At 35.5% G+C, this 16,474-nt stretch carries 16 protein-coding genes and 1 pseudogene; 9 read left to right on the top strand and 8 right to left on the bottom strand.

Translation table 11 applies throughout. The features are described from left to right. Positions 1-16: 16 nt before the first annotated feature. The 3 genes from ACB089_RS16605 to ACB089_RS16595 form a co-directional block, all read right to left on the bottom strand. Complete coding sequence (locus ACB089_RS16605; RefSeq protein WP_049666523.1) at positions 17-208, bottom strand: hypothetical protein; 192 nt, start codon at positions 206-208, stop codon at positions 17-19. A gap of 267 nt (positions 209-475) precedes the next feature. Beyond that, entirely contained in the window at positions 476-1,549 is a 1,074-nt protein-coding gene (locus tag ACB089_RS16600; RefSeq protein WP_374967387.1) for an LLM class flavin-dependent oxidoreductase, read from the bottom strand. Between the two features lie 22 nt (positions 1,550-1,571). Next, on the bottom strand, positions 1,572-2,750 hold the full coding sequence (locus ACB089_RS16595; protein ID WP_374967583.1) for an MFS transporter: 1,179 nt from the start codon (positions 2,748-2,750) through the stop codon (positions 1,572-1,574). Positions 2,751-3,041: 291 nt separating this feature from the next. On the opposite strand from ACB089_RS16595, the gene ACB089_RS16590 reads away from it, so the two are divergent. Beyond that, entirely contained in the window at positions 3,042-3,623 is a 582-nt protein-coding gene (locus ACB089_RS16590) for a TetR/AcrR family transcriptional regulator (protein ID WP_049666516.1), read from the top strand. 242 nt (positions 3,624-3,865) lie between these two features. On the opposite strand, the gene ACB089_RS16585 is transcribed toward ACB089_RS16590, so the two are convergent. Further along, positions 3,866-5,047: a pyridoxal-phosphate-dependent aminotransferase family protein gene (locus ACB089_RS16585; RefSeq protein WP_374967386.1), complete on the bottom strand. Its 1,182-nt coding sequence runs from the start codon at positions 5,045-5,047 to the stop codon at positions 3,866-3,868. A gap of 241 nt (positions 5,048-5,288) precedes the next feature. On the opposite strand from ACB089_RS16585, the gene ACB089_RS16580 reads away from it, so the two are divergent. After that, on the top strand, positions 5,289-6,368 hold the full coding sequence (locus ACB089_RS16580) for a DUF1835 domain-containing protein (protein WP_374967385.1): 1,080 nt from the start codon (positions 5,289-5,291) through the stop codon (positions 6,366-6,368). Positions 6,369-6,427: 59 nt separating this feature from the next. On the opposite strand, the gene ACB089_RS16575 is transcribed toward ACB089_RS16580, so the two are convergent. Then, positions 6,428-6,916 (bottom strand): hypothetical protein, encoded by a 489-nt coding sequence (locus ACB089_RS16575; protein ID WP_374967384.1) that lies wholly within the window; start codon positions 6,914-6,916, stop codon positions 6,428-6,430. Between the two features lie 902 nt (positions 6,917-7,818). Here ACB089_RS16575 and ACB089_RS16570 point away from each other — a divergent pair. The 4 genes from ACB089_RS16570 to ACB089_RS16555 all read left to right on the top strand — a co-directional run bounded on the left by ACB089_RS16570 (position 7,819) and on the right by ACB089_RS16555 (position 12,092). Then, a complete protein-coding gene (locus tag ACB089_RS16570; RefSeq protein ID WP_374967383.1) occupies positions 7,819-9,435 on the top strand; it encodes an amidohydrolase in 1,617 nt (538 codons plus the stop codon). A gap of 20 nt (positions 9,436-9,455) precedes the next feature. Next, positions 9,456-10,307 carry a nitrilase-related carbon-nitrogen hydrolase gene (locus tag ACB089_RS16565; RefSeq protein ID WP_374967382.1) on the top strand — a complete coding sequence of 284 codons (852 nt, stop codon included), beginning with the start codon at positions 9,456-9,458 and terminating at the stop codon, positions 10,305-10,307. A 97-nt stretch (positions 10,308-10,404) separates the two neighbouring features. Further along, positions 10,405-10,602, top strand: coding sequence for a DUF3311 domain-containing protein (locus ACB089_RS16560; protein WP_068982709.1), 198 nt, complete (start codon positions 10,405-10,407; stop codon positions 10,600-10,602). Further along, positions 10,602-12,092, top strand: a complete 1,491-nt coding sequence (locus tag ACB089_RS16555) for a sodium:solute symporter (RefSeq protein WP_374967381.1) — start codon at positions 10,602-10,604, stop codon at positions 12,090-12,092. Before ACB089_RS16560 ends, ACB089_RS16555 begins: the two co-directional genes overlap by 1 nt. A gap of 212 nt (positions 12,093-12,304) precedes the next feature. On the opposite strand, the gene ACB089_RS16550 is transcribed toward ACB089_RS16555, so the two are convergent. Both ACB089_RS16550 and ACB089_RS16545 read right to left on the bottom strand, forming a co-directional pair. Further along, positions 12,305-12,790 (bottom strand): hypothetical protein, encoded by a 486-nt coding sequence (locus ACB089_RS16550; protein ID WP_374967380.1) that lies wholly within the window; start codon positions 12,788-12,790, stop codon positions 12,305-12,307. A gap of 604 nt (positions 12,791-13,394) precedes the next feature. Continuing rightward, a complete protein-coding gene (locus ACB089_RS16545) occupies positions 13,395-13,880 on the bottom strand; it encodes a hypothetical protein (RefSeq protein ID WP_374967379.1) in 486 nt (161 codons plus the stop codon). 383 nt (positions 13,881-14,263) lie between these two features. Here ACB089_RS16545 and ACB089_RS16540 point away from each other — a divergent pair, with 383 nt between their 5' ends. The 3 genes from ACB089_RS16540 to ACB089_RS16530 all read left to right on the top strand — a co-directional run bounded on the left by ACB089_RS16540 (position 14,264) and on the right by ACB089_RS16530 (position 15,786). Continuing rightward, on the top strand, positions 14,264-14,587 hold the full coding sequence (locus tag ACB089_RS16540; protein WP_374967378.1) for a phosphoribosyl-ATP pyrophosphohydrolase: 324 nt from the start codon (positions 14,264-14,266) through the stop codon (positions 14,585-14,587). Between the two features lie 7 nt (positions 14,588-14,594). Continuing rightward, the gene (locus tag ACB089_RS16535; protein ID WP_374967377.1) at positions 14,595-14,891 is read left to right on the top strand and encodes a hypothetical protein; all 297 of its coding nucleotides are present in this window, start codon (positions 14,595-14,597) and stop codon (positions 14,889-14,891) included. 235 nt (positions 14,892-15,126) lie between these two features. Continuing rightward, positions 15,127-15,786 carry an HNH endonuclease signature motif containing protein gene (locus tag ACB089_RS16530; protein WP_374967376.1) on the top strand — a complete coding sequence of 220 codons (660 nt, stop codon included), beginning with the start codon at positions 15,127-15,129 and terminating at the stop codon, positions 15,784-15,786. A 402-nt stretch (positions 15,787-16,188) separates the two neighbouring features. Here ACB089_RS16530 and ACB089_RS16525 read toward each other — a convergent pair. Beyond that, positions 16,189-16,266 (bottom strand): annotated as a pseudogene (locus tag ACB089_RS16525) (PC4/YdbC family ssDNA-binding protein); the annotation flags it as partial. Between the last annotated feature and the right edge of the window lie 208 nt (positions 16,267-16,474).

The following is a 16,474-nucleotide window of genomic DNA, read 5'->3' as shown; positions in this document are numbered from 1 at the left end:
TTTTGCTCATCTAGAGTTATTTATATAAATAGTCCAACGCTTGATAATCTTGCTGATAGCGTCCACCGTCCGCTACTTCAGCGTGATATAGAGCTTTTAAAGCATAATTTTTTTGCAAATCCATTTCGGACATTAACTCTTTTAGGCGATCATGTAATTCACGGTTTTCTTTCACAAGTTGCTGCATTTGTGGTTTAAAATATTTCATACTGTCTAACTCCTCAATTTATAACGTGCTTATTAGTATAACACTTTTAGCTTTTGAAAATGCACTTATATTCATAATTCTGGCGGTAAAAGATTATTCAGTCGATCATGCCGCGAAGTATTGGCTTAAATTGCAATTTTACTTCAGATTTCCTAAGTCCTTGTTTTAGGTGTATCGGCTTGGCAACAAATCAACACTGCTAATATTTCTCACGCAAGGAGGAAAGGGTGGAGATTTGTATAAATCCTCCTGTTAAATAATGAAATCTTAAAGAAATGAATTTTCTTCTAGTGCCATTTCCGCCTCCCATTTGGCAACTTCCTCACGTACTCGAGGAGCAACTTTTGTTCCGAGCAATTCTATAGCTTGCATAACTTGATCATGTGGCATTGTGCTTAATGGTACGTACAGCATAAAACGTGTAATCCCTACATGTTTACGAAGATGGATGATTTTTTCAGCAACTGTATCTGGATCACCTACATATAACGCCCCTTCAAAACTGCGTGCAGCATCATAGCTAGAGCGATCATAATATCGCCAACCTCTTTCTTTGCCCAATTTATTCATACCCGCCTTCGTTGATGGGAAAAATGTATCCGCTGCCCAGTCAGTATTCGGGCCGACGAAACCTATTGAATGAGATCCAACCTGAAGTTTTGATAGATCATGCCCTGCTTGAGCAGCTGCCTTTTTATAGAGTTGTACGATAGGTGCAAACTGCATTGGACTGCCACCAATGATTGCTAGCATAAGTGGTAATCCTAAAAGTCCTGCACGGATGGCAGATTGTTGATTTCCTCCACTACCAACCCATATTGGTAAGGAGTTTTGAACAGGCCTTGGATACACACCTAAATTATTGATCGCTGGTCGATGTCTACCTTCCCATACTACTTTTTCTGACTCGCGAATTTTGAGGAGTAAGTCCAAATGTTCCTCAAATAGTTCATCATAATCATTTAAATTGTAGCCAAATAAGGGGAAGGATTCGATAAAGGAACCACGACCTGCCATAATCTCAGCACGCCCATTTGATAGTCCATCTAATGTGGAAAAATCCTGAAAGACACGTACTGGATCAGCTGAAGATAGAACTGTTACCGCACTAGTAAGTCGAATCTTTTTTGTTTGTAGAGCTGCAGCAGATAGCACCATTGCTGGAGAGGATGCAGCATAATCTTCTCGATGGTGCTCACCAACACCAAACACATCCAGCCCCACTTGATCTGCAAGAATGATTTCTTCAACCACTTCACGCAAACGTTGTGCATGACTAATCACTTCACCACTATGAACATCTGGTTTTGTTTCTACAAAAGAAGTAATTCCTATTTCCATATGTTATCTCTCCAAATCAACTTTAATATTTTGTTAACCGTTTAGTCGTAGCCCAAAAAATAAGAGCGATTGTACTGATTGAAGCTCCGAGGAAACAAACCCCTCCCCAGCCAAAGTGTGCATACATCTGTGTAGAAGTAATTGAGCCGCCAGCACCGCCGATGGAATAAAACATCATATATCCAGCAGTAAGTCGACTCCGTGCCTCTGTACGTAATGGAAGAATCATCGTCTGATTCGTGACATGTACTGCCTGCACGGCCAAATCGAGCAACACAATACCTACAATTAATGCCAATAACGACTGTTCTAGATAGTTGATAAACAACCATGAAATGAGTAATAGAACTAAAGCAATACCTGTCGTTCTTTGTCCGTAACCTCGATCGGCCAGTTTCCCGGCCTGTGCTGCAGCTAGTGCACCAGCCACTCCAACTAGACCAAATGCGCCAATTACACTGTGTGAAAGAGCTAATGGTGGCGCACTAAGTGGTAGAACAAGTGAAGTCCACAAAATACTGAAATCAGCAAAAATTAACATGGCTAGAACTGAGCGGATGCGTAATGTTCTTTCTTGCATAAACAGAGTGAATACGGATTTAATTAGCTGATGATAGGGGAGTGATTTTACTTCACGCTCCACCTTTGGTAACACCTTCAGAAATATACAAACCATTACAAGCATGAGGGCAGCAGAGACTAGATAGACGGAACGCCATCCTGTAAGGTCTGTTAATAGACCAGCGAAGGTTCGAGCGAGCAGAATGCCAATGACAATCCCGCTTGTGACAATGCCAACGACACGTCCGCGTTCTGTAGGGGAAGCCATAGTTGCTGCAAACGCCACAAGTGTCTGCGTCACAACAGCAAGTAGACCTACTAAGGCCATACCAGTAAAAAGCAACACGCTAAAAGAAGCAGTACCCACTATAACCAAAGCCGTTGTGGATAATAGCATCTGTCCGATAATCAAGCGTCGTTGGTTAAGTAAATCTCCAAGAGGCACTAGAAGTAATAAGCCCAATCCATAAAAGATCTGCGTGATGGTAATTACAACACCTATTGTCGAGTGATCAATATTAAATTCATAAGACAATTGATCAAGCAACGGTTGTGCGAAATAAATATTGGCGACAGACATTCCGCAGGCTGTTGCGAATAATAAAGTTACAGTTCTAGACATAGAAGGTTGTAGATTCATCACAGATACATCAACTTCTTGCTTCAGATTATGATCCACGCCATATCCTCCGTTCATCATTGAATTTTAATTATAACATACCGTTCGGTACAATATAATTATTGGTAAATATATCTTAGTGTTGTTTATAATGTCAAGGGTTTATTTTAAAAAAATTTCCTCCGTAGTTACCTAATACAACGAAAATTGACAATGAAAGCAGCTGATTATACAATGTTTACATACTGTTTGGTATTTAAAATTTTATAGTAACAAACTCGCAAACTCTTAAACAATGGAGGTGGAATTTTTATGGCAAGAACCCGTGAATTTGATGAGGAAAAAGTTTTAGAGGCTGCCATGCAGTTATTTTGGGAGAAGGGCTATGAAGCTACATCTTTAAGTGATCTCACTGCTAGAATGGGGATTCAACGTCCGAGTATTTATTCAACCTTTGGAGATAAAAAGGAACTATTCGAAGCAGCACTTCGTAGATATACGACATCTCGTGCAGCTGATATACGAGCTAGACTTCAAGGTCATACCTCTGTAAAACAGGCATTTGCTATTTTTTTTGAAGAAGTGATTGCTGCTGAATATACGAAAGATATTAGTAACGGCTGTTTTTGCATCAATACAATGGTTGAACTAGCTCCTCATGATGAGAGATTTGAAATCTTAACGAGAGAGCATCAACTTTATCTAGCCGTCATTTTTCAGGAGACAATTGAACGAGGAATCCAATCGGGTGAGTTAGAAGAAGGCACGGATGCAAAGTCTATAGCACAGGCTCTAATTGTGGCGTTAATTGGATTAACGGTCATGATGAAATCTCAACCGCAAAAATCATTTATTGACAATGCAATCGCAACAACTCTCACATTACTTAAATGAATTTTATGAACTATTAACATCTTTTTTCCTCAATATAAAAAATCATACGAAAAGTTTGTTTCAGACCCATTGAAATAAAGGGATTAAATTAACTTAAATAAACAAACCTCCAAATCAATGCATAGATTTGGAGGTTTAAATCTTTATCCCACATTAGCAAACAGTAAAATGGAGAATAACTACCCATATAAGCCCGATTGGTTAAGACAAATCATCGGTGGAGATACAGAAGACCACACTGATTAAAGTTTTACTTTATCGTGGCATTGTTTTCGCTGAGCGGTTAAAAATACTTCTTGTGCTGCCCGCACACCTACACCTGGTTCAAAGTCGTATTCAAAGTCTTGGAGAGCAGCTTCCATTAAAGAAATGGCCTGTAAAATATCGCTTGGGAAACAATAGCCCATGTGGCCGAATCTAAAAATTTTGCCCTGCAAATCCCCAAGTCCTCCAGCGAAATCTAAATGATATTGCTGCTTTAAATGTGACAAGAAGTCACCGAGTGCAATCCCTTTTGGAGCCATAATCGCTGTAATAGTCGGAGAAGCATGCTCTTCATTAGTGAGAAGTTCAATATTGAGGGCATTCATTGCATTGCGCACCATGTTTTTCATTAGTTCATGGCGGGCAATTGTTTTTTCAAAGCCTCCTTCTTCCTCTATAAGTTTACATACTTCGTAAAGTCCATATATAAGTGTGACAGTAGGTGTGTTTGGAGTCATCCCTTTTTCTGCCCAATTACGATAGCTTAATAAGTTTAAATAGTAGGACGGTGTATTATTTTCTTCAATAACTTTCCAAGCTCTATCACTAACACTGACTAGAGAAAGTCCAGGAGGTAGCATCATCGCTTTTTGAGATCCAGTAACAAGAATATCGATTCCCCAGGCATCCATTTCAGCAGGAGATCCACCAATGCAACTTACACCATCGACAATACATAATGCATCCGTTTCCTCACGAACAACTTGTGCTAATTCAGCAATTGGGTTTAAGATACCAGTCGAAGTTTCATTGTAAGTTATAAAAACAGCTTTAATATCTTTTAACGGCTGCAAGAATTCTCGTAGCTCGTTAGCTGTGCAAGCTTGCCCCCAATCTTTTTCAAGCTTATGTACATGAAAACCGTATTTCTCACAAATCGAAACGAAATAGTCTCCGAACGCTCCAACAGTTATTACAACAACATTTTCACCAGCAGAAACAGTATTAACCGCTGCAGCCTCTAAAGCAGCAGTACCACCTGATGGAAGGAGTAAAATATCCTGTTTTGTCCCGAAAACAGGTTTTACTAATTCAATAGTTTCACGGTAAAGCTCCACAAATTCATTGCTTCGATGACTAATAATATCGCGATTCATCGCAAGCTGAACCTTTTTCGGAATAGGCGTTGGCCCTGGATGTCTTAAAATATTTTCATACACAATCATCAAACCCCTTTGTTTTAAAAAATAGAAATTCTAAATTTTCTAACTATAATATAGCATATTTTTTCTGTTATCTAACTTCTTTTTCAAAAAGCTGGTGGCATTTGATAAGTAAAGTGTCGTAAGAGAGTAATTATAATTGAATAGCGGAAATTGGAAATTGCGTGTGTGCAAAGATACAACGATTAGTTCCTTATATTTTTATGTGGTAAAATTTTTTAAAAAAGGGGGATAAGTTATGGAATGGAAAGTAAATTATCCATTTATTTATTTTTTATTGGAGTCAAATACGGTTTTTGTCTATAGAATTACAACACATAATTATCTAAACGCATCAGATGTGATAGATAGTAGTAAATGGGAGACATTTAAAATACAGCAACATGCTCTATTAGAAACATTCAACCATGAAGAAAGTGATGCAATTGAGGGCTGGGGATTCTATCTAGAGCAAGATGAATTATGCAACATAGTAGAAATCATAAATGACTGTATTCAAAAACATCGTGCAGTAGATCAACGATTAACAACGCTGGCAGTTCATATTGTTAGCTCTGAATCTACAGCAGGTTCGGTGAGAGTAGCGCTTGCACCACCTAAACATGTGATTGGATTCCCTGATTGCTTTTCAATTGGACCATTGTGGAAGTTAGAAGAGAAAAGGGGACAAGTATTCCGAAATGATTGGTTATTTGAAAATATTAACGATGGCCAGGAAGATGTTTATCAAAATAAGTTTACAAATACATTGCGTGAAATAGAAGATATTTCAAATCATGTACCTATCTATATTTGGTATGGTAATAATGCCAATGAACAATGTGGGCTTCGTTTTTTCCTCTATTTATTGCGAGATAAATCAAATGAGATTTTTCTTATTAATACAACAGAACATAATAAGACTATTTGTGCGACAAGTCAGCTTGATTCACAGCAATTAGCGCAGCTGTTTGAGAACATAAAAGAAAAAAAGCCATTAACTACTCAGGACCGTCTTATTTTCCAAAATGAATGGGGAACATTATCGAAAACTAACGATGTTCTGCGTTTATGGATTGATAATGAAATAAAAGTGGTACCAGAAAATTATTTTGATCTACAAATTATAAAGACAATAGAAAAGCTACATAATGAGCAAGAATCTAAAGATTTTATAAAGACGGGAACAGTGATTGCGGAACTCTTACCTTTAATGGACGAGCTTCCAAGTGTCTACTTTTTAGAATGTAGAATAAGATTTTTAGTTTATAGTGGGATACTTGCATTAAAGGGTATTCCTAAGTCCATGGGACATTATAGTGTAAAATTACGTGAATAAGTTGAAAACCTCTTTACCCTTTTAAGGGTGTAAAGAGGTTTTCAATTTTGCATATGTAATTATGCAACAAAAGGTTTATTCATTTTCATTAAGCCGTAGATAAAATAGAATAGTCCGAATGTAATGAACGATAAAATAATATAAAGTACAGCTCTTCCGGGCTCACCAGACCAACGATAAAAGAGGCGATATGTGAAGTACATAACATAAAAACAAAGACCTAAGGAAGCGAGTATACCTATAAATGGAATGATGAATGAAACAAGTAATAATCCAGCATAAATTAAAACATTCTTTTTCGCTTCCGCACGAACTGTTACGTCATCATCACCCTTTGCTGTTAATAAGAAAAGGCTATAAACGTTAATAATAGGAATCCAAGAAACATAGGCAAGATCATCAAAGCCATTTGCTTTAGATGCCTGATAATAAATAAGTGAACTAATAACATAGCCTGCAATACCCATCACAAGAAAAATCAACATAATGATAAGGAAAAAACCAGCGAAGAATGCATCGGTATCATTAAAATAATAAGAATCGTACATTGGAAAACCTCCTTTCTAAAAAAATACTTCATTATAATAACAGTACTAAAGTGTTAAATCTATAGTGATAAATACAGGCAACGTTAGATAATCATACATATATACTATTTTTATGGAATATTTATATTGTTTTAATGATGTTTTTTTTGATATAAGATTGATCGAATTGTAAAAATGAATTTGGTACTATTGGGAATCTAGTGGTGAAGAATCATTTTATACAAATTTTTCTGTTTTAGATTCTACTAATATTTAATAGAGTATGACAAAGTACATCATATGCTGTATTAAATGCTTCTTTCCCTGAAAATCGCATAGAAATATGAAGGAAAGATAGCAATTAGTTATCCTTTAATTTTTCTTTTAGGGTATTACTTTAAGTGGTGAATAAATTAAAATTAATGGAATTGTTAGAGACTTTCCATTTTTTCTTTCTTCGATGGATTTAAATAGTGAACAAAGAAATTGTAATGACTTTAAATTTAATTACAAACGGAAAAGATGAATTAGTTTGAAATTATTTGAAGTATTTATTTTGTACATCCTATGATATCTAACATTACGAAATACGTTTGCGATGGTTTTATTTAATCTTAATTTTGCTAAATCTGACTGGGACGTTTGATTATTGTTTATTGATATACAAATAGAAAAATCGAGGGGTAGTAAGGAACAGCATAAATTTGCTTTTTCAAAAGTAATATTAGCATGCACATAATAAAGCCTTTTTTGAATTTTTATAGTTACGTAGAAATAACCCTTTTAACCTTTTGTCTAAAAAAAAGTAAAATTAATTACCTTTTGTAAAAATAAAAGACAATCTATTTTTAGTAAAATAAATGAATAGTGCAACACAATTAATGTTTTCTGAATATTCAATTTATTTAACGAGGAGGATCTATATGAAAGCTAATATTGCTTTTTTAAATGGTGAAGTAATTACTGTAGATGGACAAGATTCTATCCGAGAGGCTCTAGCGATTTCTGATAACAAAATAGTAGCAGTTGGTTCGAATGAGGAGATTAAAGAATTAATTGGTGATTCTACACAAGTAATTGACTTGGAAGGAAAGTCCATTCTACCTGGAATTATTGATGCTCACTTACATTTGGTCACGTATGGTACTTTCCATCTCAGTATCAGCTGTAAAGAGCCCGGGTTGGATTCCATAGATGCGATTTTGACTGCTTTAAAAGACAAAGCTGCTACTACACCAAAGGGTCAGTGGATTCGCGCTAGCGGTTTCAATGAACGAACGGTGAAGGAAAAACGATATCCTACTCTTGAAGAATTGGACAACATTACGATCGACCACCCGATTGTCATTACCCGTACTTGCTGTCACATCGGAATTGTCAATTCGGTTGCTTTACGTCTAGCAGGTATTGACGAAACAACTCCTGATCCTCAAGGAGGTTTAATTGAAAGAAATGCAAAAGGTCAACGCACTGGACGATTGATCGAAACTGCATATATGCAGTTTAATGAGTGTGCATCTTATTCAAATGAAGAAGTTTATCAAGCCATTCAAATCGCACAGCAACATTTCTTAAAAGGTGGCATTACAAGTATTCATGAAGCAGGAACGTTTACAAAAGATAGTTACCGAATATTACAATTAGCCTCCCAAAAAGGAGACTTGAAAATTCGTGTCTATGCGATGATTGCTATTTTAAATGACTGTAAGCAGTTCACATTAAATATGATGGAATCTGGGGTATTAACTGGAACTGGAAATGAATTTTTTAAAGTGGGTCCTGCTAAATTGTTTACAGATGGGAGTAGTACTGGCCCGACTATTGCTACCCGTGAAGGTTATACAAGTAATCCTGACGATCATGGAATCTTATTTTACACCGAGGATGAAATTTATGAAGTACTTGGTAAAGCACATGAATTAGGCTATCAAATTACTGTACATGCACAAGGTGATCAAGCAATTGAATCGTATTTGAATGTTGTAGAACGCGCTTTAAAAGAAAATCCTCGTGAAAATCATCGACATCGTATTGAACACGCTGGAATTTCAAGCCCTGATTTACAGCAACGAATGAAAGAGTTAAAGATGATTCCAATACCTAATCCACCATTCCCATATGAATTTGGTGAAAGTTATTTAACGAACTACGGTGAACGTACGGACTTTATGTACCCTGCACGAGACTTTATTGATCAAGGAATTATTGCTGCTGCTGGGTCAGACTCACCAGTTACAACCTACAATCCGTTTATGGGAATTCACGCAGCGGTCAATCGGCTCACTGCCAATGGAACTTCATTTGGTGAAAGACAAAAAATAGATGTTCTCGAAGCCATTCGTCTATATACCTATAACGGTGCATACGCAAGTTTTGAAGAGGATATAAAGGGTAGTTTAGAACCCGGTAAATTAGCAGATATGATTGTACTTGATCGCAGTATTTTGAAAACCCTTCCACAAGATTTAAAAGATATTCAAGTCGAATTAACAATACTAGATGGCGATATTCTTTTCGAACGCTCTAAAACGAAAATATAGGAATGAGGCTGGGGGCTCTTATGACAATAAAAATTTCAAGCTGTCAATTTGAATTGCAAAAAGTTGATCATTTCTCTACCTTTAAAGATCGAATTTTACATGCATTCAATGATGTGCCACTTACAAGTGATTATGTACTCTTACCAGAGTTATTCACCATGTCTTTACTAACAACTTATAACAATTACAATCAATTCACAGAAAAAGATCATGAGAAATTAGGTTTCTTTTTAGATGACTACCTTGAATTTTTTAATAATCTTTCACAGCAAAGAAAACAGATTATTATTGCAGGTTCTACAATTGAACCGACCAATAAAGGAAATTACAATACGACTTATATCTTTGATGGCAATGGCAATGTATTAAAACATCGGAAGACACATATTTTTCCTGCTGAATCTGCTTGCAACACTGTAGAGGGAGATGAATTAGAAGTTTTCAAAATTGGACCAGTAACATTTGGTATTGCTATATGCTATGAAATAGAGATTCCAGAAATTGCACATATATATAGTCAAAAAGGTGCAGATATTATCTTTTGCCCTTCCTATACGTTCTCTGAATATGGTTTCTGGAGAGTTCGTCATTGTGCTCATGCACGAAGTATTGAAAACCAACTTTATGTCGTTCATTGCCCTACGATTGGTGAAATCCAAGGACCCATTCAAAATGGATTTGGGACCACCGCTATTATAGGACCTGCTGACTTACCTTGGACAAAAAATGGCGTAATTGCAGAAACTACAAGTAAATCAAGTACAGTTGTTACAGCTGAACTATCTATTGAAGATCTTTACGAAAATCGTAAAAATGGGGCTGCTACAACTTATAAAGATCGTATCCGTAGAAAAGATATTTATACATTATGAATCGGTATTTGAACTCCGAATTTCCAGGATTATGCTCGTTAAACTGAGGGTAACACTACTTTTTTGGACGATAAAAAGAAATTCCAAGGAGGCTTATATGAAAAACATTAAACTGTTATTGTTGATACCGTTTGTTGGAATGTGCTTATGTTTGCCCTTTGCAAATAAAATAGAGCCGTATATTTTTGGTTTACCGTTTCTCCTGTTCTGGATTACTTTATGGATGATATTATCGTCATTAGTGTTAGCGATTGTGTATAAATTGGATCCTGAAAACCAAGGAGGCGATGAATAATGAATATAGCTTTACTGATAATCTTTGCATTTGCATTGATTGCTCTTTTCCTTGGTATACTAGCAACACGTGGAAAAAAAATGAATGTCGATGAATTTGCTGTTGGTAATAAGGGTTTTGGTACATTATTCATTTTCCTACTAATTGCAGGAGAAGTTTATACTACTTTTACATTCCTTGGTGGTAGTGGTTGGGCTTATTCGAATGGAGCCGCTGCTTTTTATGTACCCGCATACATTTGTTTAGCATATGTTTTATCTTATTGGATTGCACCAAAGATTTGGAACTATGCTAAAGATCATCATATAATTTCTCAACCAGAATATTTTGCTTCCCAATATAAAAGTCCGATATTAGGATTAGTTGTATCGTTTTTGGGTGCTATCGCATTGATTCCATATTTAGTTATACAATTAAAAGGGTTAGGTATTATTGTTTCGGAGGCTTCCTATGGAGGAATTAGCCCAATTATGGCTAGTACTATTGGTGCTATAATTATTACAATTTATGTTACTATTTCGGGTATCCATGGCTCTGCTTGGACAGCAGTATTAAAGGATATTATGATATTAGGCGTCATTGTATTTTTAGGAATTTATATTCCATACCATTATTTTGGAGGCATACAACCTCTATTTGAAGCTGTAGAAAAAATAAAACCGGAAAGCTTAACTCTCGCTAGTTCTGGTTTAAGTATTTCTTGGTTTGTCTCAACTATTTTATTAAATGCGTTCGGATTCTATTTATTACCAACCAGCTTTTCAGTATTATTTTCATCTAAGAGTGCAAAAGCATTGAAGAAAAATGCCATTACCTTACCTTTGTATACTCTATTACTCTTATTCGCATTTTTCATTGGTTTTGCAGCCATTGTAGAGATTCCAGGATTACAAGGGGCTGAAGGAGATTTATCATTACTCCGATTAACGATTCAAACATTTGATCCATGGATAGTAGGCGTTGTCGGTGCTGCTGGGTTATTAACGGCTTTAGTACCCGCATCAGTTATGTTAATGTCTGCTTCAATTGGATTAATGACTGGATTTTACAAGCTTGTGAAACCAAAGGCAACAGATCGCCAACAGTTATTTGCTTCAAAAATATTTGTGTTCGCTATAATATTGGTTGCATTCATCTTCACGATTACTGGAGGGGATGCATTAGCAATCTTAAACATTATGTCATACAGCTTAATCACACAACTTTTCCCAGCACTCCTGTTTAGTTTCTATAAAAATCGCATTCTTAACAAAATCGGTGCAATGGCAGGGATTTTTACCGGTGTAGGAATCGTACTATATAGTGCTATAACATCACATAAATTAATTGACTTTTTCCCGAACATCCCACACGTAATTAATGACATCAGCACAGGAATGATTGCTGTTATTATTAACTTTGCAGTAGCTATTGTAGTAAGCCTTGCAACCAATCATTTAGTTACGAGAGAGAAGGGCGATATTGATACACTTGTAGAGGTAGACGCGTAGGGGGAAGCTGAGCTTTTTTTGAATAGGTGTAGGTCCTGGAAGTCTTAAATCCTTTACTAACGGGCAGTAATTGATCTGTAACGAATGCGAAGCGCCACGTATAAAACGCCCACCTCAAAATGCAGAGAAAGCAGAGAAGGGTGAAAACTAATAATCAGTGGGGATGAAGAACCCCCACTGACTAAAATTTCACTTTATAGGTGCATCAGTAATTATGCAACGAATGGTTTATTCATTCTCATTAAGCCATAGATACAATAGAATAACCCGAAAGTAATAACCGTTAAAATAATATAAAGTACTGCTCTTCCGGTTTCACCTGACCAACGATAAAAGAGTCGATACATGAAATACAAAGCATAGCCAATAAGACCAAAAGAAGCAATTATACCAATAAACGGAATAAATGAAACAAGTAGTAATCCAGCATAAATTAAAACATTCTTTTTGGCGTTTGCACGAACTGTTGCATCATCATCACCCGTAGCAGTTAATAAAAATAGGCTATAAACGTTAATAATAGGAATCCAAGCAATATAAGCTACATCACTAAAGCCATTTGTTTTAGATGCATTATAATAAATAAGAGAGCTAATAACATAGCCTGCAATACCCACCACGATGCAAATTAACATAATAATAAGAAACAAACCACCTAAAGCCGCATCGAGATCATTGCTACTATAAGAATCGTACATAAGAAAACCTCCTTTCTAAAAAATACTTCATAATAATAACAATACTATAGTGTTAAATCTATAGTGAAAAATATCCGGTATTTAGTGGTAACAATACATTTGTACTATTTTAGTTGAGGATATATGCTGTTTTGATAATAAATTTTTGATAAAAAATTGATTGATTTGCAAAAAAAAAATGGAATTAATGGAAAACTAGTGGTGAAGAATCATTTTATACAATTTTTTGTTTTTTACTTTGGATTCAAGCAATATTGAAATGAACATATGGAAGAGTACATCATATGCATTAAATCGGTTAAGAATGTGTGGTTCAACTTAATATTTGGGAATAGATGGACATCACAGGAGCTAAGAATCTGTGAAAAACGAGAGCGTTTTGTGATGGAACCTCAGATAGAAATCACCTCCCAATATTTGAAATGGTGATACTGCAAAAGACAAAAAAATACATCCAACATTTATGAAGTGAAAAACCTCTTCAGTCTTAGATAGACGTGAAGAGGTTTTGTGATGTATTTTACCTTTATTCAGCAAGTAGCATAAGCAAAGTGTTAACGAAACGTCAGCAGCAATTACGCTAAGGTGAAATTGATACTTTAGGCTACGCTTTGAAAGGTTGATTCATATGCATTAAGCCATAAATAGCATGGAATAATCCGCCTGTGATCAACGATAAAACGGTGTAAAGTACGGCTTTACCTGTATCACCAGACCAGCGATACATTAAGCGATAAGAATAATAAATCCATAAACAAAACATGATAGGGAGTGTAATAAGGCCTATTAAAGGGATGAGAAATAAAAATAATATTAATCCCGTAAAAATCAGGGTAGGCTTTAACGCTGCTGCACGTATTGCTTTATCATCATCGCCACTGGCAGTCAAAAGAAAAAGACTATAGATATTTACAATTGGAATCCAAGCAATATAAGCTAAATCACTAAAGCCATTTTTTTCAGAAGCCCTATAATAAATTAGTGCGTTAAAAATATAACCTGCTAATGCTAAGACAAGAAGAGATAACAAAAAAATGGCTAAAAACAAATCAGAGATTGCCTCATTATACTCAGTAGCCTCATAGCTCATTTGAAAACCTCCTTTCAAAAAAATTCCTCCTTATCATAACAAGTCAAAAGTGTTAAATCTAGAATAGTTTGAATGTAAATTTTAATTGAAATCGAACATTAGTCCTAGGATATTTTTAAAAAATAATCTTTTGATGATAAATATTTGAATAATAATAAAAAAATGAAAAAAATATCCTTGGAAATATTGGTATAATAGTTTTGAAGAATCATTTTTGAATTTTGTCCGTTTACGTGAGATGAAAGATTAGGGAGAAGGTTGTTTATATTTAAAGTGATTAGTTTTTACTGTACACAAATATCCAGAGCAAGAAAGACACAACTTATTCAAACGATTCGGTAGAAATACGGGATATAATCTTATATTAAGAGGAGGCAGTAAAAATGCCTGTATACAATAAATTAGTACGTGATTTGATTCCACAAGTAATTGAAGCAGGGGGAAAAACATGTAGTATAAGGATGTTAGATTCCAGCGAACACTTAAAAGAAATAAAAGTGAAAATGCAAGAGGAGGCATTAGAATTTATCGAGGCAGCTTGTCAAAAAGAGGCCGTTGAGGAACTTGCGGATATTTTGGAATTAGTCCATGCAGCTATACATATGTACGGTGTATCCTATGAACAGTTGGAACAGATACGAACACAGAAGAAAAAACAGCGCGGAGGATTTTCTCAAGGTATTTATTTAATTGAAGTGAGGGAGTAAGAAGAGTATGTCTCATGATTTAAAGGTTGGTGAAATACGTGAACAATATGTAACTGAACATCAGATTTGGCAACATCTGAATAATTTTTACTATCGTTCATCAGTGTCAACTTCTTATAAGTATGTGTTTTTCAAAGCATTACTCGAAAATTTATACAATGTAGACGATAAGCTAGGACTTAGCTACAATCAAATATTTTATTCGTTCACAAATATTTATTGGAATTTAGTAATCCATCATAATCTAGTGCAGTCTCCTAATTATAATCAATTTCGCCTTGGCGTAATTGCGTCCGGATTTTGAATTGTGTTCGCACAATTCATTCCTTTCAAAATCCGTGACATCCGCCGGAGGCATTATCTTCATTCAGTAGGCGTTTGGACACCAACTGAAAAGGAACCATATTCTCATTTATTTTACCACCTTCAGAGTTGGGAGACTTCTACTGAATGAAGATAAACCGGCTCGTGCACAAACCATTTTACAGAAATATGCAAATGACAACGCTATTCCTTCCGAATGGCAATTCGATCAACTTGTGGATTCTTTACAACTAAAAATCGTCAATGAAGTGAAACGGGACTGTAAACAAAATGTAATCGGCGCATTTTACGGAGATACAGCGGGGATATTCTATGAATTTGACATCAAACAAGCACATTTTCGTTTCAACAATCCTGTCTATCAATTCATGAAAAAGTATCAACGAATTTTAATAAATCTAACAAATTATCATTTAGGCAAATATCTTGAAAAAGTGAATGAAGCCACAAGTACAATGGCTTTACTCTCAAAAATAGAGGTAATATCAAAGCGTAGTTCTTTAGAGACATTTTACAAAGTTCTTACCCAATTTGAACAAAATCGATGTTTCTATTGTAACTGTGATTTATCAACTAATCGCCGAAAAACGCACGTCGACCACTTCATTCCGTGGAGTTTTGTTCAAAATGATAATTTATGGAATTTAGTGTTGGCATGTAATGAGTGTAACTTACAAAAAAGCGACAAAATCACGGCTCGTTTTTATTTAGAGTCGATGCTCGAAAGAAATCACAATTTAGTGTCAATTGTGAGGGAACCAACTTATTTTAGTACATATGAAAATAAAAAGCTTGTGGATTTATATGATTATTCAATAATGAACGGATATACGACGTTATGGGAGCCAAGGAAGGTACACGGATTGAAGAATTAATTTGATCATATAACAGTCGTGTTGATTAGGAAAAAATAGGTTTATTATTGAGCAAAAAAAGATTTTTTTGTTGCTGTTTTGGAATATTCCTATTTTCAACTGATTGTAGCGTAGGGCTACTCGACGCACGCCCGCAGGAAAGGGAGTAGCCCGTAGCGGAAATCATCGCCTTCTAAATAATTTGGATGGATCAAAAATGGTTAACCAACACACCTGATCATATAACGGAAGAACATTGAATACAGATTTCGCGTTTCCTAGAAAGTATAATTATTTCAAGTGTTGTCACGTTTGATAATCCTATTATTTCAAGATATAGTTCTTATTACAGATACCATAAGGAGGAATGTATATGGCAGAAGTTAAATACGAAATTATTGAAACAATTGCGGTATTATCGGAAGGTGACCAATCTCTAATATCGTATTTCGGTTCACGACCATTCCAGCTAATTAAATTCAATTCTTTTTTCCAGCCTTTATTAGCTCACTTTTCTCATTGTGCTAACGCAGCAGGTTAGTTGTGCGAAATGTTCCTAGTTTAAATGGATGATGGTTACATCAATCTGGTAAAGGCTAGGCAGTTCCTTTAGGAATTGAAGGGTTATATCGAAGAATCAAATGATAGGGTAACGCCTAGAAGGGTTCTCTCTTAGTCGAATAGCACTGGATTTAGTAAGAATAATAGT

The sequence above is a fragment of the Lysinibacillus sp. RS10 genome, from assembly GCF_041956855.1.
Taxonomy (GTDB): Bacteria; Bacillota; Bacilli; order Bacillales_A; family Planococcaceae; genus Lysinibacillus; species Lysinibacillus xylanilyticus_A.
The sequence above is the reverse complement of the archived record's forward strand: the minus strand, read 5'-3'. Positions and strand labels throughout refer to the sequence as shown.